Source organism: Loktanella sp. PT4BL (assembly GCF_003201935.1).
GTDB lineage: Bacteria > Pseudomonadota > Alphaproteobacteria > Rhodobacterales > Rhodobacteraceae > Yoonia.
The window spans coordinates 19,272-40,640 of record NZ_QJJL01000012.1 but is presented as its reverse complement, the minus strand read 5'-3'; the positions used below and the strand labels follow the sequence as shown (position 1 = coordinate 40,640).

Genomic DNA, 21,369 nt, shown 5'->3' with positions numbered 1-21,369 from the left:
TGAAACAGTCAGGGCTGGGGCGTGAAGGCGGGCATGAAGGCATGCTCGAATTCATGGAAACGCAATACATCTCGGCCAGCTGGTGAATGTGATGACAGATGTAATCGCCTCTCCTTCCGTCCGCACCCTAGCAGGTCAAAAAGGCATTGATCTGGAAAAACTGGCCCGCGATCTGGGCCGGACCACCATCGCCCGCGAGGATCTGACGGGCGATGCCAAGCCCGCATCACCCCAAAGCGATCACACCAAATACTGGGATGTGGATCACAGCCAGTTCGGCCCTGTGACCGAAGAACCGCTGAGCCGGTTTGCCCAGGTTGCGGCCGGAAACCTTGGTGCTGCAAACACCATGATCCCGCAGGTCACCCACCACGACCGCGCTGATGTCTCGGCGATTGAGGCACTGCGCAAAGAGTTGAAACCGGAGGCGCAGGCACGCGGTGTCAAGCTCACCGCCCTTGCCTTTCAGGTCAAGGCACTGGCACGGGCCCTGCGTGAATTCCCGCGTTTCAATGCGTCGCTGACACCGGATGGCAAGACACTGATCCTCAAGGATTATGCCCATATCGGGATCGCCGTTGATACCGCCCACGGTCTTATGGTGCCTGTGATCCGTGATGCGGACCGCAAGGGTCTTTGGCAAATCGCAAGCGAGATCACCGATCTGGCGACGCGCGCACAAGCCCGCAAGGTGGGCCCCGATGAAATGGGCGGCGCGTCCATGTCGATCAGCAATCTGGGCGGGATCGGCGGCACAGCCTTTACCCCCATCGTGAACCCGCCCGAGGTGGCAATCCTTGGCCTGACGCGTACCGAAATCACGCCCGTCTGGGATGGCGAGGCCTTTCAGCCCAAACCGATGGTGCCACTTGACCTGAGCTATGATCACCGCGTGATCAATGGCGCGGAGGCCGCTCGCTTTGTCAGCTATCTGGCCGGTCTACTGGGTGATCCCCGCAGGATTATGATTTAACGGACAAGCCACCGATCCGCTAGCCGTCAGGCGAAAGCAAATGATCCCGCTGGTCTCGCAAAGCGGCATTTCCACTTTGATCAAAGCGCTCTAGGGTGCGGCTATGCAGGATCAACTGACGCAGATTTTTGTACTACTGGGCTTCGTTTTCGCGCTGCTTGTCTGGGGGCGTATCCGATACGATCTGGTGGCATTTGGCGCACTTATCATCGCGGCGACAATCGGGCTTGTCCCCACCGAGGAGATTTTTTCGGGGTTCGGGCATGCGGCTGTGGCGATTATTGCACTGGTCCTGATTGTCAGCCGTGGTCTGTCATCGTCCGGTGCAGTGGAACTGATCGCGTCGCGGCTGATCAACCCTGACCGGCCCGTCCAGTTGCATATCGCTGTTGTCGGCGCGCTGGCTGCGGGATTGTCCGCCATCATCAATAATGTGGCCGCCCTCGCACTGCTCATGCCGCTTGATGTTGAAGCCGCAAAGAAGGCCAAGCGCGCGGCAGGGCAAACGCTGATGCCGCTCTCTTTTGCGACGATCCTCGGCGGCATGATCACCTTGATCGGCACGCCCCCGAATATTGTCATATCCGAATACCGACAGAGTGCCCTTGGCGAACCCTACGGTATGTTTGATTTTGCCCCTGTCGGCCTTGCCGTGGCCGTTGCAGGCATTGCATTTGTCTCGCTGTTCGGTTGGCGGCTTTTGCCGTCGCGTACTGCGGTCATGGACCAGAAAAAAGAGGTCAGTCAGGGCCGCTATATCGCGGAACTGCGGATCGGCGAACAATCCTTGCAAGACGGGATGGTGGTCGCTGATCTTTACCCCAAAGCGAATGATGCCGACGTCCATATTCTCGGCCTGATCCGGCGCGGCAAACGTATCCGTGGCCTTGCGCGCCGCGTTGAGCTGCGGTCGGGTGATTTTCTTGTGGTCGAAGGTGATCCCAAGGCAATCGAGGCCTTCATGGGTCAGGCTGGGCTTGATTTTGCAGGGTCCGAAAAACACGAAGGCGGTGTCGTCGCACCTGGTCTTACGCTGACCGAGGCCATCGTACCCGAAGGTGCGCGCATTGACGGGCGCACGGCGCGCAGCCTCAATCTGTTGCAACGCCATGCGGTGACGCTTTTGGGTGTGTCGCGGGGTGGGCGGAATTTTCAGGACCGTGTGCGCCTTTTGCCGATCCGGCCCGGTGATGTGCTGCTTCTGCTCGGGCCACCGGACCGCGTGGCGGACGCCATGGATTGGCTTGGCGTGTTCCCTCTTGAAGGACGCCAGACCGAGGTTGTCCAGCGGAGCAAGGCGGGCCTGTCCATTGCGGTCTTTCTGGCCGCTGTCGGATTGGCGGTTTTGGGGCTCGTGCCTTTGTCGGTTGCGCTGGGTGGTGCGGTGATCGCCTATGTCGCGTTCGGCCTTGTCAGTGCCCGCGAGGTCTATGCCTCGGTGGAATGGAAGGTCATTGTCCTGCTGGCCAGCCTGATCCCGCTGGCTGAGGCGTTCGACCATTTCGGAGGTGCCGATCTGGTCGCAAGAGAAATTGTGAGCCTGAGCGAAGGATACCCTGCCTGGGTGTCGCTTGTCGCGCTGATGGTCGTGACGATGACCCTGTCAGATTTCCTGAACAACGTCGCAACCACATTGATCGCCGCCCCGATCTCGATGTCGATCGCAACCGCGACGGGCACAAACCCCGACACTTACCTGATGACCGTTGCGGTCGCCGCATCCTGCGCGTTCCTCACTCCTATCGGGCACAAGAACAACACCCTTATTCTGGGCCCGGGCGGATATCGTTTCGGCGACTACTGGCGCATGGGCCTTCCGCTGGAAATCATCGTGATCTGCGTTGCAGTGCCGACAATCCTTGTGGTCTGGCCCTTATAAACAGACATTTCCTGGCAGGTTCCCGCAGCCATGTTCCGCAATGTGGCTACCGCAAGAGATTGAGGTCATCCATGTCGATCCCGAGTGGTGTGCTCAGATCGTCGATGGAATCGTAAAGAAGCTCCAGCGTGTATTGCGGATTATGCGCATAATTGCCCGGATCGGCGGTGACCAGTTTCCAGTTGAAGGCAGTCCGCAGGCTTCTGGGGGTCCATGCCTCGTAGGCGACGGGCGCACCGTCAACCATATCAATAACGCCGTCACCGTTCGCATCCGTAAAGAAATAGGGGTAACGCGTGCCGTCATAGATCACCGGCACCCCGACCACCTCACGTGAATAATCTTCGATCATGTCCAGCAGAGTGTCGGCATTCGCCATGATGTCGGACCGGATCCCGACAGATGTGTCACCGCTGCCGTCATAGCTTTGGCGTGCAATCCGGATATCCTGCGGGCTGTTGGCTTCGTGGCAGGTCAGGCAGGGCTCGAAAGCAACCTCAAGCGTGTGTGGTTCATGACATGAATTGCAACTGGCGACGGGGCGTGCGTGAAAGAAGCGCCCGCTGTAGGTACGGTCTTCATATTGAAAGCCGGCGCGCCCGTAGCCGCCCAGCCAGGTTGCGGCAGCCGTCGCATAATGCGGGTTAATGAACCGCAACGTGCTGTCTGGCGCATCAAGCGCCTTATCTGCTGTTGCCCGTTCGACAGTCAGACCAGCAGCGCGGCCTTGGTGGCAGGTCAGGCAAGAGGCTTCGACACCTGTGACCGGATGCACGATACCGCTTGGAAATGTCACTTCGGAAATCTCTGCCAGTCCGGCATTGTGGCAAGTCCCGCAATCGACAACACCGCCCACATCAATTGTCCCGTTCACGACGCCGACCTCTGTTCCGTCCAGACCGTGAAAGTCCCGGAATCCTTCGCCCGAATGACAGGTCGCACAGGCGGCGCGCACCTCGCCGTCATCATCCCAATGGCTGAATGCCTCTGAGGCGGCATTGGCATGGGCCGAGCGGAACCAGTCGCTAATCGCCTTGTCATTCCCGATCTCGATCTCCGCCGGTGTGAACGGTCCTGATTTGGGCAAAGCGAAGGGAATAAGCGCATGGTCATCCTGCACTTCTTGCGCTGTCTGGCTCGCGGCCTGACTGAAATAAAAGACAGCGGCAAGTCCGGCAGCAAGACACAAAGACATTGAGAAATTGGATGAAGGCAAAGGCATGAACGGTCTCCTGTGCTGGAACCTCAAAGGTTGTTTTAAACCATACCGTGCAAGCAACCGCTCGCTTTGATCTATGTCATGTCTTGGATCGCCTTCAGGCTGTAGACGTTGAGGGAGTGATGCGCGGGGGTTGCTGCGCGCAGCAGGCGTTGGCACATGTGATCGGAGGGCAGATGCAAATTCTTGGTTCCGGGACAGGTTTAAACCCGGACTTTCCGTCTCCGCCGGTGACACCAGGGATACAGGACGTGGTCACCGAGGAAGCGGCGGTGGCCGCTCCGGAAGGCTCTGAACTGAAAGTAACCACGCTTGTCAAAGAAGGTGATCCTGTTGCGCAGGGTGCGGCTGTCGCATGTCTGCGGCATGCCCCGGACGTCTGTTTTGTTGCGCCCTTTGCTGGCCGCGTGGCACGAATTTCGCTCCTGGCGGGAAAAAAGCTGTCTGAAATCGTTCTGTTTCGCGAAGCTTCGGATGCGGTCGAAACGCACGATGTGACAGGTACCAAGACCGATGCCGGATTGCGTCATCTGATGCAAAGCGCGGGCCTCTGGCCATTGCTGCGCCGCAGACCTTTCGGGGGTTTGCCCTATCCGTCAGAGAAACCCGCCGCAATCGTTGTCATGGCAACGGATACCCGACCGTTTGCGCCTGATCCGCAGATTGCCCTTGAGGGACGCGAGGATGACTTCGCGCGCGGTCTGGCTGCGCTGGCACAGCTGACCGAAGGGCCGGTTCTTGTGTGTCAGCAAGCAGATGCGCCGGTTCTTGCACCTCCCAAAGGTGACAATAAGTTCAGGTGCGTCACCTGTGGCCCGCGTCATCCACAAGGTCTGGCTGGTCTGCCCATCCATCAACTCTTTCCCGCAGGTCTTGATGCGCCCGTCTGGGACATCCATGCCGAAGATACCGCAGCCCTTGGCGCGCTTTTGAAAACCGGCGTGTTGCCAATGACACGGCTTGTCAGCATTGCCGGACAAGCGCTGCGCGAGGCACAACTGCTGCGCACACATCCGGGTGCCGACCTGCGGCAACTGACGCAGCGCATCGTTCTGCCCGGACCGCATCTACTGATGACGGGATCACCACTGGATGGCCATCCGGCAAGATGGCTGGCACCCCGCGACAGGCAGGTCACGGCGCTGCCCCGCGAGACAGCGCAAAACAGACCCCACTGGTTCATCGCCGCCCTGACGCGGTCTGCGGGCAAGACACCTGCCATCCCGACCGCCGCATTGACCCAGTCTTTCGGGGCCGGTCTTCCGGCTATCCCTTTTTTGCATGCGCTCAGTGCAGGCGACGATGAAACCGCGCTCAGCCTTGGCATTCTTTCACTGCTGGAAGAGGATGTGGCGCTTGCCGACTATGTGCTCAGTGAAAACGGGCAAATCACCGCGCAGTTGCGTGCCATGCTTGACCGGATCAAGACGGAATTTGCAGCATGAACCGCGGTTTGTGGAACCGCGAAACCGTCGCAGCCATCCTGATCGCGGCCTATCTTCCAATGGCACTATTCTGGCTTTGGCTGGAAGGCACCGACGCGTTGGCGCGGCTGGGTTTCACCGCGCTTGTCATCGCTGTCTGGCACTTGGTCTTCATGTTGACGCGCGCGCAGGCGCCTTCCCTCGCAGCCGTCACCGCCGCATTTGCAATCGCGATGCTGGCGCCAGAGGACCTTGGGATCTTCCGTTTGGCGCTTGGCATCAGCTTTGGTGTGGTGATGGGTGAGCTTGTGTTCGGCGGATGGGGGCGCAACGTCGTGCATCCGGCAACCGTTGCGCTGTCGTTTCTGGGATACGGCTTTCCAACTGCTGCATGGCCGGTGCTGGACGCGCCCATCGCATGGGCCGCAATTCCTGCCGCACTGATCGGCATGGCAACCGGGGTGATGCCCGCGCAGGTTATTGCTGGCGCGGTTCTCGTTGCTGGCGGGGCGGCGGCGGCGGGCCTTTTGGGGGAACCCGCGCTTTTGGCCGGAGGCATTGTTTTGGTGCTTCTGGTGGCTGATCCGGTCACCAGCGCGATCACCCTGCCCGGGCGCTGGATCAACGGCGCACTCTATGCCGCGCTTCTAACACTTTTTGCAACCGGCTGGGCCGGGGCTGCCCCCATTCAAATCGCAGTGGCCGCGGCCCTGCTCACATCACTTGCGGCCCCGCTTTTGGACGAAGCCGTGTTGGCGCTTTGGGTTGCACAACGTCGGAGGCGACATGGCAGGACGTGAATGGAACCCCTGGCGGCGCCTGTTGGCCTTGCCAAATGAAAGCCGCGCGAAAACAGTGATCATTGCCTTTCTGGTGTCAGCGGTTTGTGCGGCATTGGTCAGTAGCGCGACAGTGGTGCTGCGCCCGATCCAGACGGCCAATCGCGCGGCAGAGGAACAGGCCCGCATTGCCGCACTGGTACAGGGCATCCCCGGGATGGCGACACTTCTCGAACAGTCGGGCGGCACGCTCTCGACCGTTGTGATCAACCTCGAGACCGGTCGTGCCGCCACCGCCGTGACACCCGCGAACCTTGAGGCAACGTTGCGTGATCAAACAAACTGGACCGAGCTGGATGCCGCACAGGATTTGGCCGGTCTCGGACAGCGGCCCGATTTTGCGCAGGTGTTCTTGCTGCGTGAAAATGACAGGGTCTCGCTGGTGCTTTTGCCGATCAGCGGTCAGGGCTATGGCGGGCGAATTGATGCGATCATTGCGCTGCATGGTGACATGAACACCATCGCGGGGATTGCGGTAACGCAACACGCCGAGACACCCGGTCTCGGGGGGCGGATCCAGGAGGCATCATGGCAAGGCACATTCCCCGGGACGGCATTGCGCGATGAAAACGGTGACATGCGTTTTGAAATGGCGCGCGGTCCTGCCTCTACCGCCTATGAGGTTGATGGCATTACCGGGGCCACGCGCACCGGACGCGGGGTAACACAGATGGTGCGGTTCTGGCTGGGGCCGGACGGTTACGGCCCTTTGCTTGACGCAATCCAGCGGCGGGAGTTCTGAGCGATGCCGCAAGTCCCCTCATATTGGAGCACTCTGACGACGCCGCTCATCCGGCAGAATCCGGTGACTTTGCAGATTCTCGGGATTTGCTCGGCGCTTGCGGTGACGACCTCGCTTGTGACCGCCCTGACCATGTCGGTATCCCTGACTGTGGTTCTTACGCTTGCCGCAGGTCTTGTCAGTGTCATCCGCCGCCATATCCCCGATACAATCCGGCTGATTGTGCAGATCGTGATTGTCGCCTCTCTCGTGATCGTCATCGACCAGATTTTACAGGCCTATTTCGCCGAAATCAGCCGTGCACTTTCGGTCTATGTTGGCCTGATCACGACCAATTGCCTCGTGCTGGGCCGGACCGAGGCCTATGCCAGACACCACCCCCCGCTGCCTGCGATGGTTGACGCGTTTGGCAACGGGCTTGGCTATTCCCTGATCCTGATCGTGATCGGCGGGCTGCGCGAGCTTCTGGGAAAAGGTCAGCTCTTGGGCGCGCAGGTTCTGCCGCTTGCGGATGCTGGCGGGTGGTTTACGCCGCTCAGCCTGATGCTGCTTGCGCCATCGGCCTTTTTCCTGCTGGGCCTCCTGGTGTGGGCCGTGCGCAGCCTCTATCCTGCGCAAATCGAGCAGCCTGAATATGCGCCAGCACAACTAAAAAGCCCCGCCGAATGACGGGGCTGTGGGATATCTTTGTGACTGCGGCTTTTGTCGACAACATGCCGCTGACGCTTTTTCTGGGCCTGTGCACCTTTCTGGCCCTGTCCAAACGCCCCGAGGCCGCATTGGGCCTTGGCGTGGCAATGACGGGCGTGCTGGGGTTCACGGTGCCGCTGAATTACCTGATTTACCAAGGCCTTCTGGCACCCGGCGCATGGGTTTGGGCGGGCCTGCCGGACTTGGACCTGTCCTATTTGGCCCTGATTGCATTCATCGGGGTGATCGCAGCGGCGGTACAGCTTCTTGAGATGGTGCTGGACCGGTTCTTTCCAAAAATCCACGCGGCGTTTGGTGTCTTTCTGCCACTTCTGACAGTGCAATGCGCGATCCTTGCCGGCAGCCTTTTCATGGTCGAGCGGAGCTATAACCTCGCAGAGTCCGCAGCGTTTGGCTTTGGCAGCGGGCTGGGCTTTGCCCTGGCCGTTGCCATGCTTGGCGCAATCCGCAAACGGCTTGTCTATGCTGACCTGCCGGCTGGTTTGCGCGGCCTCGGGATCGCGTTCTTACTTGCAGGGCTGATGTCGCTGGGGTTTGCCTCTTTCGCGCAGATGGCGGTGGCGCAATGACAGAGGTTCTTTTTGGCAGTCTGATCATCGTGGTCCTGATTTTGGGGCTCACGTCCGTGCTCTTGCTGCTCAAGGCGCGTCTTGTGCCCGATCACGGTCTGGACGTCGCGGTGAACAGCGATTTGCACCTGACGGCACGTCGCGGTGATCGGCTTTTGGGTGTGCTGCATAACGCAGGCATCATGATCCCTGCGGCGTGTGGTGGCACAGGCACCTGCGGGCTGTGTCGCGTCACTGTGACGGGACAAGGCGCAGGCCAGCCACAGGCCACCGAACGCGGCGTGTTGTCGCCCCGTGACCGCCGCGCGCATATCCGGCTCGCCTGCCAGACCACATTGCGCGGCGATTGCGCAGTCAAAGTCCCCGATGACATCCTGAGCGCGGGCGGCGGGTTTACGTGCAAAGTGTCTTCCACCCGCATGCTGGCGCCGCTGATCCGCGAGATCATGGTGGACCTTCCGACCGATCACGCCTCCGACTTTCGCGCGGGGGATTTCATGCAAATCACCGCACCACCCTATCAGCTGGACTTCGACACGCTCGCCCTTCCCGAGGCCTTCCGCGATGCATGGCAAATCGCAGGATGGCGCAGCATGCGGGTCGGCTCCGACACAGAGGTAACACGCGCCTATTCCCTTGCCAGCAGGCCCGAGGACAAAGGCCGCGCCGTGTTCAACATCCGCCTCGCCGTCCCCCCCGCAGGGCGTGAGAACGAGGTCCCGCCAGGTATTGTGTCGTCATGGCTCTTCTCGGTGGCGTCGGGCGACGATATCACACTCTCGGGTCCGTTCGGCGATTTCCATGTGCAACCGACCACGCGGGAAATGGTCTTTGTGGGCGGCGGTGTCGGCATGGCGCCACTGCGCGCGATGATCCATCAGGAACTCGGCAGGGGTACCAAGCGGCGGGTGCGGTATTTCTACGGTGCGCGTGCAGCGATTGATTTGCTCTATGCCGACGAATTCGCAGCACTGGCCGAACGGCACAAGAACTTCAGTTGGACGCCTGCCTTGTCCGATCCTGCCCCGGGTGATCGCTGGACCGGGGCCACCGGTTTCATACACGAGACACTGCGTGCCGAAATGGGTAGCCATCCCGCACCCGAGGATTGCGAATACTACCTGTGTGGCCCCCCTGTGATGATCTCGGCTGTCCTGTCCACCTTGGGTCAGCTTGGGGTCGACCCTTCTTCAATCTTTTACGATGATTTCGGAGCTTGAGCATGATGCAACCTGTCTTTCAGCCCTCCCGCCGCAGCGCACTGACGATGCTCGGGGCCGCGCTGCTCGCGCCGCGTGTCAGCCTTGCGGCCCCTGTCGAAATCATGTCAGGCGCAGCGTTCGGCACATATTGGCAAATCAGCGCACCCGGTGGCGGCGGCGCATCGGAACTTGCCGCAGACATTCAGCAGTTATTTGATGGCATCGACACAGTGTTTTCACCGTGGCGGGCCGACAGCACAATCAGCCGGTTCAATCGTGGTCGTGCCCGCGCGACCGATCATGCGTTCATAGAGGTGACAACGGCCGCGCTTGACATCGCGCGCAAAAGTGAGGGCGCCTTTGATCCCACGGTGGGGCCGTTGGTCGCGCAGTGGGGCTTTGGCCCTGTGATGCAAGGCAGCGCACCGGATTGGCGGGCGTTGTCGGTCGGTCCCGATCTACTGACAAAGGCGCGCGCTGATCTGACGCTTGATCTTTGCGGAATTGCCAAAGGCTGGGCACTCGACCGTGCTGCTGGGCTGGCACGCGACGCGGGCTTTGACAACCTACTGATAGACCTTGGCGGAGAGCTTTATGCACAGGGACAACACCCCGCAGGCCGCGACTGGCATGTCGCCATTGAGGCGCCATTGCCAATGCACAGCGCACCTGCGGTGCTTAGGTTGCCGACGGGGGCCGCTGTTGCCACATCCGGTACGCGGGCCCAGAGCTATCAACTCAACGGGCGGACCTATAGCCATATTATTGATCCCCTGACGCGCGCCCCTGCGTCGGGTGGTTTGCGATCTGTGACCGTCGTAGCGCCCGACGCCATGACCGCTGACGGGTGGGCCACGGCATTATGTGCGGCTGGTGCCAGCGCCGGTCCGGACCTTGCGATGACGCAAGACATCACGGCGCTTTTCCTGATCGAACAGGACAGTGCGTTGCGGGCTGTGCGCACCGGCCAGATCTCCCAGTTCATTCTATAGGGGGCGTCAAATGGAAGTCTTGTTCGCCATTGTCATTATCAGCCTTGCTGCAGGTGGGATCGGTCTCGGGCTCGCTCTGGGGCGGGGTCCGGCGCGGACAAGTTGCGGTGCGGCAGATGATCTTGCTGTCGGGCGGTGTGCGGATTGCCCGTTGCGACGGCGCGGCGCACGAAAGGAACCGACATGACCGAATACACAATCAGTGCGATCATGCGCACCGATATCATCACACTGACCGGCGAGACACCGATCCGGCGCGCAGTTGCTGCTCTGGTTGACGCCAAGACGCCAGCGGCACCTGTGCTTGATGAAAACGGGAACCTCGTTGGCATCCTGACCCAAAAGGACTGTTTCCGCCCGACACTGCATGCCAGCTATCACCGCGAATGGACCGGTCAGGTTGCCGATTTCATGTCGCGCGACGTGGTCTGTGTTGATGTCACCGATGAAGTCATTCGTATCGCGGAGATGTTTGTCAAAGAACCGCACCGTGTCTTTCCGGTACTGAGAGCCGGTCAGGTTGTGGGGCTCGTCCATCGCTCGGATATACTGGCATTCCTGACGCGGTTCGGCTGAGACGCCACTGCCGGATTGATATCGGTCAATGCCGCGCGCATCTGACGTGCAAGACTCCGTCTCAAGTGCTGCAATCTGCGGCAGGGAGAGGAGGACCATGCCTGTTCAACGCATCCGAAAAGCCGTGACCCAAGCCAACATGTCTGACTATGATGCCTTGCGCGACAGTTTCGATTGGTCAGACGCACAAGCATTGCTGGATGGTCTGCCTGACGGGCACCTCAACATCGCCCACGAAGCACTCGACCGGCATGTGGCGGCGGGGCACGGTGATCAGGTTGCGCTGCGCTGGATCGACAAGTCAGGCAATCGCACCGACTACACATATGTTGACCTCGCGCAGCAAGCGAACCGCTTTGCCAATGTCTTGCACGCGCGCGGACTGCAAAAGGGTGACACGGTCTATAGTCTGCTGGGACGCGTGCCAGAGCTTTACATCGCGGCACTTGGTACACTGAAAGCAGGCTGCGTTTTCTGCCCCTTGTTTTCCGCCTTTGGACCAGAGCCTGTTCAGGCGCGTTTGCAGATCGGTGAAGCGCGCGCGCTGGTCACGTCCACCCGGCTTTATAAACGCAAGGTCGCTGGTATCCGTGATACCGTGGCAACCCTCAAGGATGTGTTCACCATTGACGGTGCGGCAGAGGGCACGACCGACCTTGCGCCATTGATGGCTACAGCCTCGGACATATTCACAACCGCTCTGACCCTGCCCGAAGACCCTGCCCTGCTGCATTTCACATCAGGGACAACCGGCAAACCCAAAGGCGTGGTGCATGTGCACCAAGCCGTTGTGGCCCACGATACGACCGGCAGGATCGCCCTCGATCTGCGCGCCGGTGATGTCTACTGGTGCACGGCCGATCCGGGCTGGGTGACGGGCACATCCTACGGGATCATCGCGCCGCTGACGAACCGCGCCACAATGATCGTGGATGAAGCAGAATTTGATGTGACCCGCTGGTACGACATCCTCAGCACCGAGGGCGTGAACGTCTGGTATACTGCCCCTACAGCCATCCGCATGTTGATGAAGGCCGGGGCCGATGCCATCGGCGTGCGCAGCTTTCCGGACCTGCGGTTCATGGCCAGCGTGGGCGAGCCATTGAACCCCGAGGCTGTCATGTGGAGCAATGACACCTTCGGGATGCCATTCCACGACAATTGGTGGCAGACCGAGACAGGCGGCATCATGATCGCCAATTACGCCGCGATGGATGTCAAACCGGGCTCCATGGGCAAACCGCTGCCCGGCATTACCGCGGGAATTGTCGAGGTTTCGGGCGATACCGTCACCGAATTGACCGCGCCTATGGCCATGGGTGAACTGGCGCTGCGCCCCGGCTGGCCGTCGATGATGCGGGCCTATCTTCACGAGGAGGCGCGCTATCAGAAGTGCTTTAAGGATGGCTGGTATCTCAGCGGCGATCTCGCGATGCGCGATGCCGACGGCTATTATTGGTTTGTGGGCCGCGCGGATGATCTGATCAAGAGTGCGGGCCATTTGATTGGCCCCTTCGAGGTGGAAAGCGCCTTGATGGAGCATGAAGCCGTCGCCGAGGTCGGGGTGATCGGGTTGCCGGATGAAACCGCCGGCCAAATCGTCAAAGCCTATGTTGCGCTGAAACCGGGCTATGCGCCAACCGATGACCTGCGTCTTGACCTGATGGGTCATGCCCGCAAGCGGCTGGGACCGGCCGTTGCCCCCAAAGAGATCGCCTTTCGCAAGAACCTGCCGAAAACACGTAGTGGCAAGATCATGAGACGCCTGTTGAAGGCCCGCGAAATGGGGCTGCCCGAGGGCGATATTTCAACGCTGGAGAGTGACGAGACATGACCGTGACCCGCACGAAGCCCCGTCTTGATAGCGCCCACGTGCGCGAACTGCTGCACAGCATGCTGCGTATCCGCATGTTCGAGGAGAAATGTGCCGAGGCCTATACGCAGGAAAAAATCCGCGGGTTTCTGCATCTTTATGACGGGGAGGAAGCGATCGCTGCGGGCATCATTCCTTTGCTGGAGGATCACGACAGGCTTGTTGCGACCTACCGCGAACACGGCCATGCGCTGGTACGCGGTGTGCCCATGGGGGCTGTGCTCGCCGAGATGTACGGCAAATCGAATGGCTGCGCGGGCGGGCGCGGCGGGTCGATGCATCTGTTCGATGCGGATCGCAACTTCTATGGCGGGAATGCGATTGTGGGGGGCGGTTTGCCGCTTGCCGTGGGGCTTGCGCTTGCCGATCGCATGCAGGGCAGACAAGCGACAACCGCCTGTTTTTTTGGCGAAGGCGCCGTCGCCGAGGGGGAATTCCACGAAAGCCTGAACCTCGCCAAGCTGTGGGGACTTCCGGTTCTGTTTGTCTGCGAAAACAACGGCTATGCGATGGGCACACGGCTGGACCTGACCGAGGCCGAAATCGATATCACAACCAAAGCGCGGAGTTATGCGATTACGGCAGAAGCCGTTGACGGGATGGATGTTGTTGCTGTCGAGGCCGCGGCCCGCAGGGCCCTGCAAACCATCGCGGAGACCGGCAAGCCCTACTTTCTGGAGTGCCGCACATACCGGTTCCGCGCCCATTCCATGTTCGATGCCCAGCTTTATCGCCCCAAAGAGGAAGTGGCCGCTTGGCGCGAGAAAGGCCCGATTGTGCGGTTTCAGAAATGGGCCTTGCAAAGCGGGCTTTTGCACGCGCATGACATCGATGAAATCAAGGCCGGGATCGCGACCAACATCAGTGATGCCGTTGCATTTGCCGAGGCTGGCGCGGATGAACCGCTGGATCATCTGACCCATTTCGTCATGGCCCCTGACCGCCCCGCCCCGCCCAAAGTCGCAGTGCCGGCAAAGATGATCGAGACCACCTACCGCGAGGCTGTCAAGGCGGCGATCACGGACGCGATGACCCGCGACGACCGTGTGTTTCTGATGGGTGAGGACGTGGGCCATTACGGCGGGTGCTATGCCGTAAGCAAGGGCCTGCTTGACCGGTTCGGTCCGGACCGTATCCGCGATACGCCTTTGTCGGAATCCGGATTTACCGGTGCGGGTATCGGGGCGGCCATCGCGGGTATGCGCCCGATTGTCGAGGTGATGACAGTGAACTTTTCCTTGCTGGCGCTAGATCAGATCATGAACACAGCCGCCACCCTGCGGCATATGTCCAACAACCAGTTCGGCGTACCTGTAGTGATCCGCATGGCAACAGGTGCCGGCAAACAGCTCGCCGCGCAGCACTCGCATTCATTGGAAGGTTGGTATGCCCACATTCCCGGCCTGCGCGTGCTGGCCCCTGCCAGCATGGAAGATGCGCGCGGGATGCTTTGGACCGCCCTGCAAGATCCCGATCCGGTGCTGATCTTTGAAAATGTCATGCTCTATAATCGCACGGGCGAACTGGCCGAGAACGCAGGCCCCGTTGATATTGACCGTGCCGTGGTGCGGCGCGCGGGGCGCGATATCACGCTGATCACATATGGCGGATCGCTGTTCAAAACGCTTGAGGCCGCCGAAGCGCTGGCGCGCGACGGTATTGATGCCGAGGTGATTGACCTGCGCAGCCTGCGACCGCTGGATATGGCGACGATCAAGGCTTCGGTTGCCCGCACCCACAGGGCGTTGATGGTGGATGAAGGCTGGCGCACAGGGAGCCTTGCAGCCGAAATCGGGATGCAACTGGCCGAGGATGCGTTCTACGACCTTGATGCGCCTCTCGCGCGGGTCTGTAGCGCCGAGGTGCCGATCCCCTATGCGGCCCACCTTGAACAGGCTGCCATCCCGCAAGTGGACAGCATCATTACCGCAGTAAAACAGGTCATGGAGGATAAGCCGTGAGTACATTCCTCATGCCCTCTCTTGGCGCAGACATGGAGGACGGAACCTTGGTTGAACAACTCGTAAACCCTGGCGATGCGGTCACGCGTGGCGATATCATCGCAGCGGTTGAGACCCAGAAAGGGGTGATTGAAATCGAAGTCTTCGAAGACGGGTTTCTGGATAAATGGCTGGTCCCGCTTGGCACGAAAGTCCCTGTCGGAATGCCCATTGCGATGATCCGTGCCAGCCAAGACCCTGACGAACCCGCGGTCCCGCAACCCGCCGATCCGGCCCCTGCACCGCCACCGCCTGAGGCCCCACAGCCCGAAGATCCTGTTGCGCCGCCCACCATGCCGGAAGAGCCGCCCGCCGCGCCAGAGCAACCAGCCGAGCCGCCGCAGGAGCTGTCACAACCGATCCGCCAGCGTGTCAGTCCCGCCGCCCGCAGACGGGCCGCACAAACGGGGTTTGATCTGGCAAGTCTCGGGACAGGCAGGATTATCTCACTTGCCGATGTTCCCGACGCCACGGACAAGCCCGACACGGAACCCCTCTCGGCGATGCGGCAGGCGATTTCGGCGGCAATGACGCGCGCGAAACGCGAGATCCCGCACTATTACCTGTCTGATACGATTGACCTGACGTTGGCAGAGGCGTTCATCGGTAACTACAATGCCGATAAACCGCCCGATGCCCGTCTCGCGCTGAGCGTGCTCTATATCCGTGCGGTTGCCCTGGCCGCCCGAAAGTACCCCGACTTCAACGGCCATTTCGAAAATGACCAGTTCAGCCCTGCCGACGCCGTGCATCTGGGTATGGCGATCAACCTGCGCGGTGGCGGGCTTGTCGCCCCTGCCCTGCATGATGCGGACAAAGGCGACCTCGCAACACTGATGACACGGCTCAGAGACCTTGTGACGCGCGTGCGTCAGGGGCGGTTTCGGGCGCGTGAATTATCAGACCCGACAATCACCCTGACCAGTCTGGGCGACCGAGGTGTGGCCGGCATCACCGGCGTGATTTTTCCGCCGCAGGTGGCCATTGTCGGGATTGGCACACCCGGCCTCCGGCCAGCGGTTGTTGACGACAAGGTTCAGCCGCGCCGCCTTGCACAAATTACCCTTGCCGCCGATCACCGCGTCAGTGACGGACACCAGGGGGCAAAGTTCCTCCGCACGATCATCAAACACATGCAGACACCGGAGCAGCTATGACTGACGATCCCCTACGCGACTTGCTGATCAGACATCTGGGGCGCATCGCCCCCGACATTTCCTTGGACGACGTCGATACGGGCGCCGATCTGCGCGAGGAATACGACATCGATTCGATGGATTTCATGACACTGATCACTGCTTTGGGCAAAGAGCTTTCCTTGCCGATGCCAGAGGCTGATTACGACCAGATGCGCAGCTTTGATGATCTGCTCGCCTATCTCCACCGTCAAAGCTCGACACAGGCCAAACCGACATAGAAAGGCCCAGATGATCGCTTTACGCCTCACTGACATCCAGAAAACCTATGGCGATAACCACGTCCTCTGCGACGTGAACCTGACCATTGAAGACGGAGAGTTCATCGTCATCGTCGGCCCCTCAGGATGTGGCAAGACAACCCTGCTGCGCGTGATCGCAGGGTTGGAAACACCCGATGCAGGCGAGATCATGCTTTTTGATACAGTCGTGAACGAAATGTCGCCCGCCCAGCGCGAGGTTGCGATGGTGTTCCAGTCCTACGCACTCTACCCGCATTTGACCGTCTTCAAGAACTTTGAGTTTGCGCTGAAGCTGGCAGGCATGACGTCGGAGCAGATACAGCAACGCATTAATGAGGTGGCGCAAACCCTTTCGCTCTCAGACTATCTTGATCGCAGACCGTCAGAGCTCTCGGGCGGGCAGCGTCAGCGTGTGGCCTTGGGCCGTGCGCTTGTGCGTAAGCCGCGCATGTTCTTGTTTGACGAACCCTTGTCCAATCTTGATGCCGCTTTGCGTATGAATACCCGCATCGAGATTGCCGATCTGCACCGGACCCTGAATACACCCATTCTCTACGTCACCCACGACCAGACAGAGGCAATGACGCTGGCTGACCGGATTGTGGTTATGCGCGCGGGCCGGATTGAACAAATCGGCGCGCCGCTTGAGCTTTATAATACGCCCAATAACCGTTTCGTGGCCGGTTTCATCGGATCACCTGCGATGAATTTCATCGAACCTGATCTTCTGCCGGGCCTGGAGGCCGCATGCATTGGCGTGCGCCCCGAACACTTGTTTATTGCCGAAGATGGCCGCTTGTCCGGCAAAGTGCTGTTGCCCGGGCAATGGGAATTCGAGCGCGGCGCGCCCATCGCCTTTGACTTCGCTAATGCAGATGCGGTGCTCTTTGATGCGCAAGGCGACCGGATCGTCTCAGATCGGGAAGCCCTCTAGCGTTTGCTGCCCGGCCTCTTCGGGTCGAGCCGGAAAATCAGCGGAACAATGGCGATGACGCAGACCGCCGCCAAGAGGAAGGGCGCACCCGGCAGATAAAGCCCCTCATCATTGACCGATCTTTCAAACACACCTGTCAGAAACAGCGGTGCCGTGACGGCCGCGACTGACGACAAGGATGCGATCACACCCTGCACCAACCCTTGCTGGTCTTCGTCCACCCGATTGGCGGCGAAAGCGGTAATCAAAGGGGGCGCCATATCCGACAAGGCTGCGATGGGCAGGAACAAGAACACCGCCCAGACCGCAGTTGTTGCGCCGAACCCCACCAGTCCGATGATGGCGGCGGCAGTCGCGATCAGCAGTGTCTGGTAGTCACCATAGCGCCCCGTCAGACGCGGCAGAATACCTGCCTGCACCAATGCGATCAGAATACCATAGCCCGAGAGCGTCAGCCCGATCGTGAAACCGTCCCAACTGAACACCTCGCGTCCCCAGAACGCCCAGAGCGTCGGGTAGACCATATTGGCAAATTCGAACACAAAGATACAAACCAGCGGCACAGCAAGTCCCGGAATAAGAAAGGCACGCATTATGGTGCCGAAGGGGTTCAGATCGCGCCGCCCGAAGGGACGCCGGTTTTCGGGTTTGAGCGATTCAGGCAGCAGGAAGAACCCGAAGGCCACATTGAGCGCAGACAAACCCGCAGCGATCCAGAATGGTGCTGTGATATGCCACCCCGATGCCAAACCGCCAAGTGCGGGGCCCATGACAAACCCCACACCGAAAGCCGCGCCGATCATACCAAAGGCCGCCCCCCGCTCCTCGGGTTTTGCAATATCAGCGATATAGGCCGTGGCCGTGATGTAGGTGGCACCCGCCATCCCTGCGAGGACACGGCCCACAAGCAAAACCCAATAGGTCCCTGCCAGCGCCATGATCACATAGTCGATGGTCAGCGTCACCAATGCGAAAATCAGGACAGGCCTGCGGCCATAGGCATCTGACAAGCTGCCGATAATTGGGCCGAAAAGGAACATGGCGGCCGCATAGGCCGACATCATGATGCCGCCTAATAACGCGCCCTCCGCAGTGCTGGTGGCACCAACACGGTCCATCAGATCGGGCATAATGGGAAAGACAATACCCACCCCGATGGCATCGATCACGAGCGTCATCAGGATGAAAAGAAAGGGGCCGTTCAACTTCATGCCACACCGGACACGCTAAACGCGAGTGAGACAACCCTTAAAACGCAAATCTGTCAAAAAGTTACAGATTTTCGGGTCATGCCGTGACGGGGGACACATCCGAGATGAGGATATAGCCTGCGCCGTAGATCGTCTTGATGATCTTGGGGTCTTTGGTGCTGTCCTTGAGCTTGGCGCGCAAGCGGGAGAGGCGCACATCAATCGCACGATCAAAGGATTCCGCGTCGCTTTTTTCGTTCAACTCGTCACGCAATTGATCACGGGTGATCAACCTATTTGGACGGGACAGGAAAATACGCAACAGCATCGCCTCGCTGGCCGACACCCGCGTGCTGTTGCCGTCTGCGTCGATCAGGTTGAATTGAGCAAAATCTATCGTCCAACCCGAAAACGTCAGCTTCTCGGCCTCATTCTTGGCCGTTGTCGGAGCCTTGCGCCGCAAGAGCGCACGCACCCTTGCGATCACTTCGCGTATCTCGAAAGGCTTGGCGAGATAATCATCCGCCCCCAGTTCAAGGCCGACGATCTTGTCTTGCAGGGTCGAACGGCCCGAAATCACCAAGGTGGCCGTCGCGCTGTTGGCCAAAGCCGCAACTATGCTCAGGCCGTCCTTGTCAGGCAGGCCCAGATCGACGACGCAGACTTCGGGCTGTTTGGTGGCGAGCGCGCGTTCAAAATCCGCAGCACGGGCAAAGCTTTGCGTCGTGAAACCCGCATCGGTCAACGCCGCCGACAACATATGCCGGATATCGGGGTTGTCGTCGATGATGGCGACATAGCCTTGCGTGCTCATAGACTGGCCCTCAAAAATGCGGCCTCGAATGTGGCGAAATCGAACGGTTTTGGCAGAACCGGATGCGCGGCCTTGGCTTTTTGATGCAAAGCGTCAGAGGGCGGCAAACCGGTCACGATCAGGACCGGTATGCCTGACGGCGCTTTCTCTGCGACATCAAGGCCCGAGCCCTCGCCGATCGCCAGATCCGTAACAACATGTGTCAGCCCTTCAAGCGACATCAGCTTTTGCGCCTCCTCGACCGAGGCCGCCTCAACCACAGCATGGCCCGAGCGGCGCAGGAAACTGCGCATGGTCTGGCGCACATCAAGCGTGTCATCCACCAAGAGCACCAGCCCCGCCTCGACGGTACGTGCGGGTGTGTAAGGTATGCGCAGTGTCACAACAGCGCCGCCCGAGGCATGGTTGCGCAAGCGCACAGTGCCACCACTTGATTTGGCAAAATCGAATGCGGTTGTCAGACCCAGACCGCGCCCGATCTTGCCGCTTTTGGTGGAATAGAACGGGGCCAACGCATTGGCGAGCGCGTCTTCAGAAAACCCGGGTCCATTATCGGCAACGATGATTTCCAGCATCCCGTCCGCTGCCCGATGCATGCGCGTGGTGATCGTCGCGGGCCCGTCCTGCGCCTCGGCGGCATTGAGAACAAGGTTCAGAATGGCATCCTGCGCAAAGCCCGGATCAAAGGTGAGGCGCGCATCGGGTATATCATAATTGATCTTCAGCACAGCATCATCCGGCACAGCTGCACGCGCCAATTGCAGCACATCAGCGACAAAATCGGCAACCTTGACGGACACCGGATTGAGGCTGCGATGTGCTTCGATCCTTGAGAGGTTTTCAATCAGCTCGCCACCGCGTTTCGCCGCCGAATTGATCGTCGCGGATACCTCGGCCAGGGCCGGATGAAGTGACGCCAACTCATCCAGCTTGGCCTGTTGGCCCAGAATGATCGTCAGAAGATTGGCGAAATCATGAGCCATCCCGCTGGTTAGTTGGGTGGCCAGTTCCTTGCGCCGCGCATGGGCAAGGGCCGCACGGGCCGAGACTTCTTCGGTTACATCAACTGTCAGGATATAGGCCCCCTGAACAGTGCCATCCCCCGCCATGTCGGGGGTCATCGCAAGACGCATGAAACGTCCCGATGCCTCGTCACGGATTTCCGATGTGGTCGGTTTGCCTTGCAGGACCCGCGCGAATTGCGGGGCAACCTGCGCCCAGACAAACGGACCCAGCACATTTTCAAACGACTGCCCGACAATTTTGCGCTCACCCACAGGCAGGATCGTGGGCAGGTTGCCGTTCGAGTGGGTATAGACCCCTGCCGCATTCACATGCGCGATATGGCCCGGTGTCATCGTGTTCATCAGTGCCAGATGTTCGCGACTATCCGTGACCTCTTGCTTGGCCACTTCCAGCGCATTCACTGTGGCCGACAAGGCCCTGTTGGCCAGCGCAAGGTCTTCGGAGCGCTGCAACAGCTTTTCGGAAAGGGTTTCGGTATGCGAGCGGAAGAAATTCTCTTGCCGCTTGGTTTCGGTGATATCCGTGTAGACCGAAATCCAGCCACCCTGCTGGAACGGGCTGCCTTCGACCGAGATGGCCGTTCCGTTTGAACGCGTGCGTTCGAAATAATGCGGCTTGAAGGTAAAGGCGAGACGGACCTTTTCATCTACAAAACCGGCAATGTCATCGACGTGCCCGTATTCGCCCTGTTCCGTCAGGTACATCACAATATCACGAAACTCGGCCCCGGGAGCGACAAGCCTGTCCGGCAAGGAAAACATCTGTTGAAAACGCCTGTTGGCGGCAACAAGGCGCAGTTCCTCGTCATGCAAGGAAATCGCCTGCTTGATCAGGTTCAGCCCCGACAGGATCATGTCGTGGCGCGATATGTCGGTCACTCCCATGACAGAATTTCTAGCAGCAAAGCCTTGCAATGTGACAGCGGAAAGAGCGCTGTAAGAATTCGTTAGGATTTAGAAGAAAACTAG

At 59.8% G+C, this 21,369-nt stretch carries 20 protein-coding genes; 16 read left to right on the top strand and 4 right to left on the bottom strand.

All coding sequences use genetic code 11. From position 1 onward, the window contains the following. Positions 1-91: 91 nt before the first annotated feature. Together C7964_RS18455 and C7964_RS18450 are read left to right on the top strand one after the other, a co-directional pair. Complete coding sequence (locus C7964_RS18455; RefSeq protein WP_110281056.1) at positions 92-973, top strand: 2-oxo acid dehydrogenase subunit E2; 882 nt, start codon at positions 92-94, stop codon at positions 971-973. Positions 974-1,076: 103 nt separating this feature from the next. Beyond that, on the top strand, positions 1,077-2,852 hold the full coding sequence (locus tag C7964_RS18450) for an SLC13 family permease (protein WP_110281053.1): 1,776 nt from the start codon (positions 1,077-1,079) through the stop codon (positions 2,850-2,852). Between the two features lie 46 nt (positions 2,853-2,898). Here the strand turns inward: C7964_RS18450 and C7964_RS18445 are convergent, their stop codons facing one another. Then, on the bottom strand, positions 2,899-4,074 hold the full coding sequence (locus C7964_RS18445; RefSeq protein ID WP_286164060.1) for a cytochrome c3 family protein: 1,176 nt from the start codon (positions 4,072-4,074) through the stop codon (positions 2,899-2,901). A gap of 173 nt (positions 4,075-4,247) precedes the next feature. Between C7964_RS18445 and C7964_RS18440 the strand changes: the two genes are divergently transcribed. The 14 genes from C7964_RS18440 (at position 4,248) to C7964_RS18380 (ending at position 17,371) form a co-directional block, all read left to right on the top strand. Continuing rightward, the gene (locus C7964_RS18440; RefSeq protein ID WP_110281054.1) at positions 4,248-5,516 is read left to right on the top strand and encodes a Na(+)-translocating NADH-quinone reductase subunit A; all 1,269 of its coding nucleotides are present in this window, start codon (positions 4,248-4,250) and stop codon (positions 5,514-5,516) included. Then, positions 5,513-6,295, top strand: coding sequence for an RnfABCDGE type electron transport complex subunit D (locus C7964_RS18435; protein WP_110281052.1), 783 nt, complete (start codon positions 5,513-5,515; stop codon positions 6,293-6,295). The genes C7964_RS18440 and C7964_RS18435 overlap by 4 nt, the downstream gene beginning before the upstream one ends. Continuing rightward, on the top strand, positions 6,282-7,076 hold the full coding sequence (locus tag C7964_RS18430) for an FMN-binding protein (protein ID WP_110281051.1): 795 nt from the start codon (positions 6,282-6,284) through the stop codon (positions 7,074-7,076). The genes C7964_RS18435 and C7964_RS18430 overlap by 14 nt, the downstream gene beginning before the upstream one ends. 3 nt (positions 7,077-7,079) lie before the next feature. Further along, positions 7,080-7,745 (top strand): NADH:ubiquinone reductase (Na(+)-transporting) subunit D, encoded by a 666-nt coding sequence (locus C7964_RS18425; protein WP_110281050.1) that lies wholly within the window; start codon positions 7,080-7,082, stop codon positions 7,743-7,745. Further along, a complete protein-coding gene (gene nqrE, locus C7964_RS18420) occupies positions 7,742-8,356 on the top strand; it encodes an NADH:ubiquinone reductase (Na(+)-transporting) subunit E (RefSeq protein WP_110281049.1) in 615 nt (204 codons plus the stop codon). Before C7964_RS18425 ends, nqrE begins: the two co-directional genes overlap by 4 nt. Further along, positions 8,353-9,576, top strand: coding sequence for an NADH:ubiquinone reductase (Na(+)-transporting) subunit F (gene nqrF / locus C7964_RS18415; RefSeq protein ID WP_110281048.1), 1,224 nt, complete (start codon positions 8,353-8,355; stop codon positions 9,574-9,576). The genes nqrE and nqrF overlap by 4 nt, the downstream gene beginning before the upstream one ends. A gap of 2 nt (positions 9,577-9,578) precedes the next feature. Beyond that, positions 9,579-10,550, top strand: a complete 972-nt coding sequence (locus C7964_RS18410; RefSeq protein WP_110281047.1) for an FAD:protein FMN transferase — start codon at positions 9,579-9,581, stop codon at positions 10,548-10,550. A 10-nt stretch (positions 10,551-10,560) separates the two neighbouring features. Then, positions 10,561-10,737 carry a hypothetical protein gene (locus tag C7964_RS20060; RefSeq protein WP_181417244.1) on the top strand — a complete coding sequence of 59 codons (177 nt, stop codon included), beginning with the start codon at positions 10,561-10,563 and terminating at the stop codon, positions 10,735-10,737. After that, on the top strand, positions 10,734-11,126 hold the full coding sequence (locus C7964_RS18405) for a CBS domain-containing protein (protein ID WP_110281046.1): 393 nt from the start codon (positions 10,734-10,736) through the stop codon (positions 11,124-11,126). Before C7964_RS20060 ends, C7964_RS18405 begins: the two co-directional genes overlap by 4 nt. Before the next feature lie 97 nt (positions 11,127-11,223). Next, entirely contained in the window at positions 11,224-12,960 is a 1,737-nt protein-coding gene (gene acsA, locus C7964_RS18400; protein ID WP_110281045.1) for an acetate--CoA ligase, read from the top strand. Beyond that, positions 12,957-14,960 (top strand): pyruvate dehydrogenase (acetyl-transferring) E1 component subunit alpha, encoded by a 2,004-nt coding sequence (gene pdhA, locus C7964_RS18395; protein ID WP_110281044.1) that lies wholly within the window; start codon positions 12,957-12,959, stop codon positions 14,958-14,960. Before acsA ends, pdhA begins: the two co-directional genes overlap by 4 nt. Further along, positions 14,957-16,156 (top strand): dihydrolipoamide acetyltransferase family protein, encoded by a 1,200-nt coding sequence (locus tag C7964_RS18390; RefSeq protein ID WP_110281043.1) that lies wholly within the window; start codon positions 14,957-14,959, stop codon positions 16,154-16,156. The genes pdhA and C7964_RS18390 overlap by 4 nt, the downstream gene beginning before the upstream one ends. Next, complete coding sequence (locus C7964_RS18385) at positions 16,153-16,416, top strand: acyl carrier protein (RefSeq protein ID WP_110281042.1); 264 nt, start codon at positions 16,153-16,155, stop codon at positions 16,414-16,416. The genes C7964_RS18390 and C7964_RS18385 overlap by 4 nt, the downstream gene beginning before the upstream one ends. A gap of 10 nt (positions 16,417-16,426) precedes the next feature. Further along, positions 16,427-17,371 carry an ABC transporter ATP-binding protein gene (locus C7964_RS18380; protein ID WP_110281041.1) on the top strand — a complete coding sequence of 315 codons (945 nt, stop codon included), beginning with the start codon at positions 16,427-16,429 and terminating at the stop codon, positions 17,369-17,371. Here the strand turns inward: C7964_RS18380 and C7964_RS18375 are convergent. From C7964_RS18375 to C7964_RS18365, 3 genes are all read right to left on the bottom strand, one after another. Continuing rightward, positions 17,368-18,582 carry an MFS transporter gene (locus tag C7964_RS18375; protein ID WP_110281040.1) on the bottom strand — a complete coding sequence of 405 codons (1,215 nt, stop codon included), beginning with the start codon at positions 18,580-18,582 and terminating at the stop codon, positions 17,368-17,370. The two genes, C7964_RS18380 and C7964_RS18375, sit on opposite strands and share 4 nt — an antisense overlap. 76 nt (positions 18,583-18,658) lie before the next feature. Beyond that, positions 18,659-19,375 carry a response regulator transcription factor gene (locus C7964_RS18370; protein WP_110281039.1) on the bottom strand — a complete coding sequence of 239 codons (717 nt, stop codon included), beginning with the start codon at positions 19,373-19,375 and terminating at the stop codon, positions 18,659-18,661. Beyond that, positions 19,372-21,285 (bottom strand): PAS-domain containing protein, encoded by a 1,914-nt coding sequence (locus C7964_RS18365; protein ID WP_110281038.1) that lies wholly within the window; start codon positions 21,283-21,285, stop codon positions 19,372-19,374. The genes C7964_RS18370 and C7964_RS18365 overlap by 4 nt, the downstream gene beginning before the upstream one ends. Positions 21,286-21,369: the final 84 nt, after the last annotated feature.

Coding starts and splice junctions, on each gene's coding strand:
- C7964_RS18455 (WP_110281056.1), top strand. CDS start 92: ATGACAGATGTAATCGCCTCTCCTTCCGTCCGCACCCTAGCAGGTCAA.
- C7964_RS18450 (WP_110281053.1), top strand. CDS start 1,077: ATGCAGGATCAACTGACGCAGATTTTTGTACTACTGGGCTTCGTTTTC.
- C7964_RS18445 (WP_286164060.1), bottom strand. CDS start 4,074: ATGCCTTTGCCTTCATCCAATTTCTCAATGTCTTTGTGTCTTGCTGCC.
- C7964_RS18440 (WP_110281054.1), top strand. CDS start 4,248: ATGCAAATTCTTGGTTCCGGGACAGGTTTAAACCCGGACTTTCCGTCT.
- C7964_RS18435 (WP_110281052.1), top strand. CDS start 5,513: ATGAACCGCGGTTTGTGGAACCGCGAAACCGTCGCAGCCATCCTGATC.
- C7964_RS18430 (WP_110281051.1), top strand. CDS start 6,282: ATGGCAGGACGTGAATGGAACCCCTGGCGGCGCCTGTTGGCCTTGCCA.
- C7964_RS18425 (WP_110281050.1), top strand. CDS start 7,080: ATGCCGCAAGTCCCCTCATATTGGAGCACTCTGACGACGCCGCTCATC.
- nqrE (WP_110281049.1), top strand. CDS start 7,742: ATGACGGGGCTGTGGGATATCTTTGTGACTGCGGCTTTTGTCGACAAC.
- nqrF (WP_110281048.1), top strand. CDS start 8,353: ATGACAGAGGTTCTTTTTGGCAGTCTGATCATCGTGGTCCTGATTTTG.
- C7964_RS18410 (WP_110281047.1), top strand. CDS start 9,579: ATGATGCAACCTGTCTTTCAGCCCTCCCGCCGCAGCGCACTGACGATG.
- C7964_RS20060 (WP_181417244.1), top strand. CDS start 10,561: ATGGAAGTCTTGTTCGCCATTGTCATTATCAGCCTTGCTGCAGGTGGG.
- C7964_RS18405 (WP_110281046.1), top strand. CDS start 10,734: ATGACCGAATACACAATCAGTGCGATCATGCGCACCGATATCATCACA.
- acsA (WP_110281045.1), top strand. CDS start 11,224: ATGCCTGTTCAACGCATCCGAAAAGCCGTGACCCAAGCCAACATGTCT.
- pdhA (WP_110281044.1), top strand. CDS start 12,957: ATGACCGTGACCCGCACGAAGCCCCGTCTTGATAGCGCCCACGTGCGC.
- C7964_RS18385 (WP_110281042.1), top strand. CDS start 16,153: ATGACTGACGATCCCCTACGCGACTTGCTGATCAGACATCTGGGGCGC.
- C7964_RS18380 (WP_110281041.1), top strand. CDS start 16,427: ATGATCGCTTTACGCCTCACTGACATCCAGAAAACCTATGGCGATAAC.
- C7964_RS18375 (WP_110281040.1), bottom strand. CDS start 18,582: ATGAAGTTGAACGGCCCCTTTCTTTTCATCCTGATGACGCTCGTGATC.
- C7964_RS18370 (WP_110281039.1), bottom strand. CDS start 19,375: ATGAGCACGCAAGGCTATGTCGCCATCATCGACGACAACCCCGATATC.
- C7964_RS18365 (WP_110281038.1), bottom strand. CDS start 21,285: ATGGGAGTGACCGACATATCGCGCCACGACATGATCCTGTCGGGGCTG.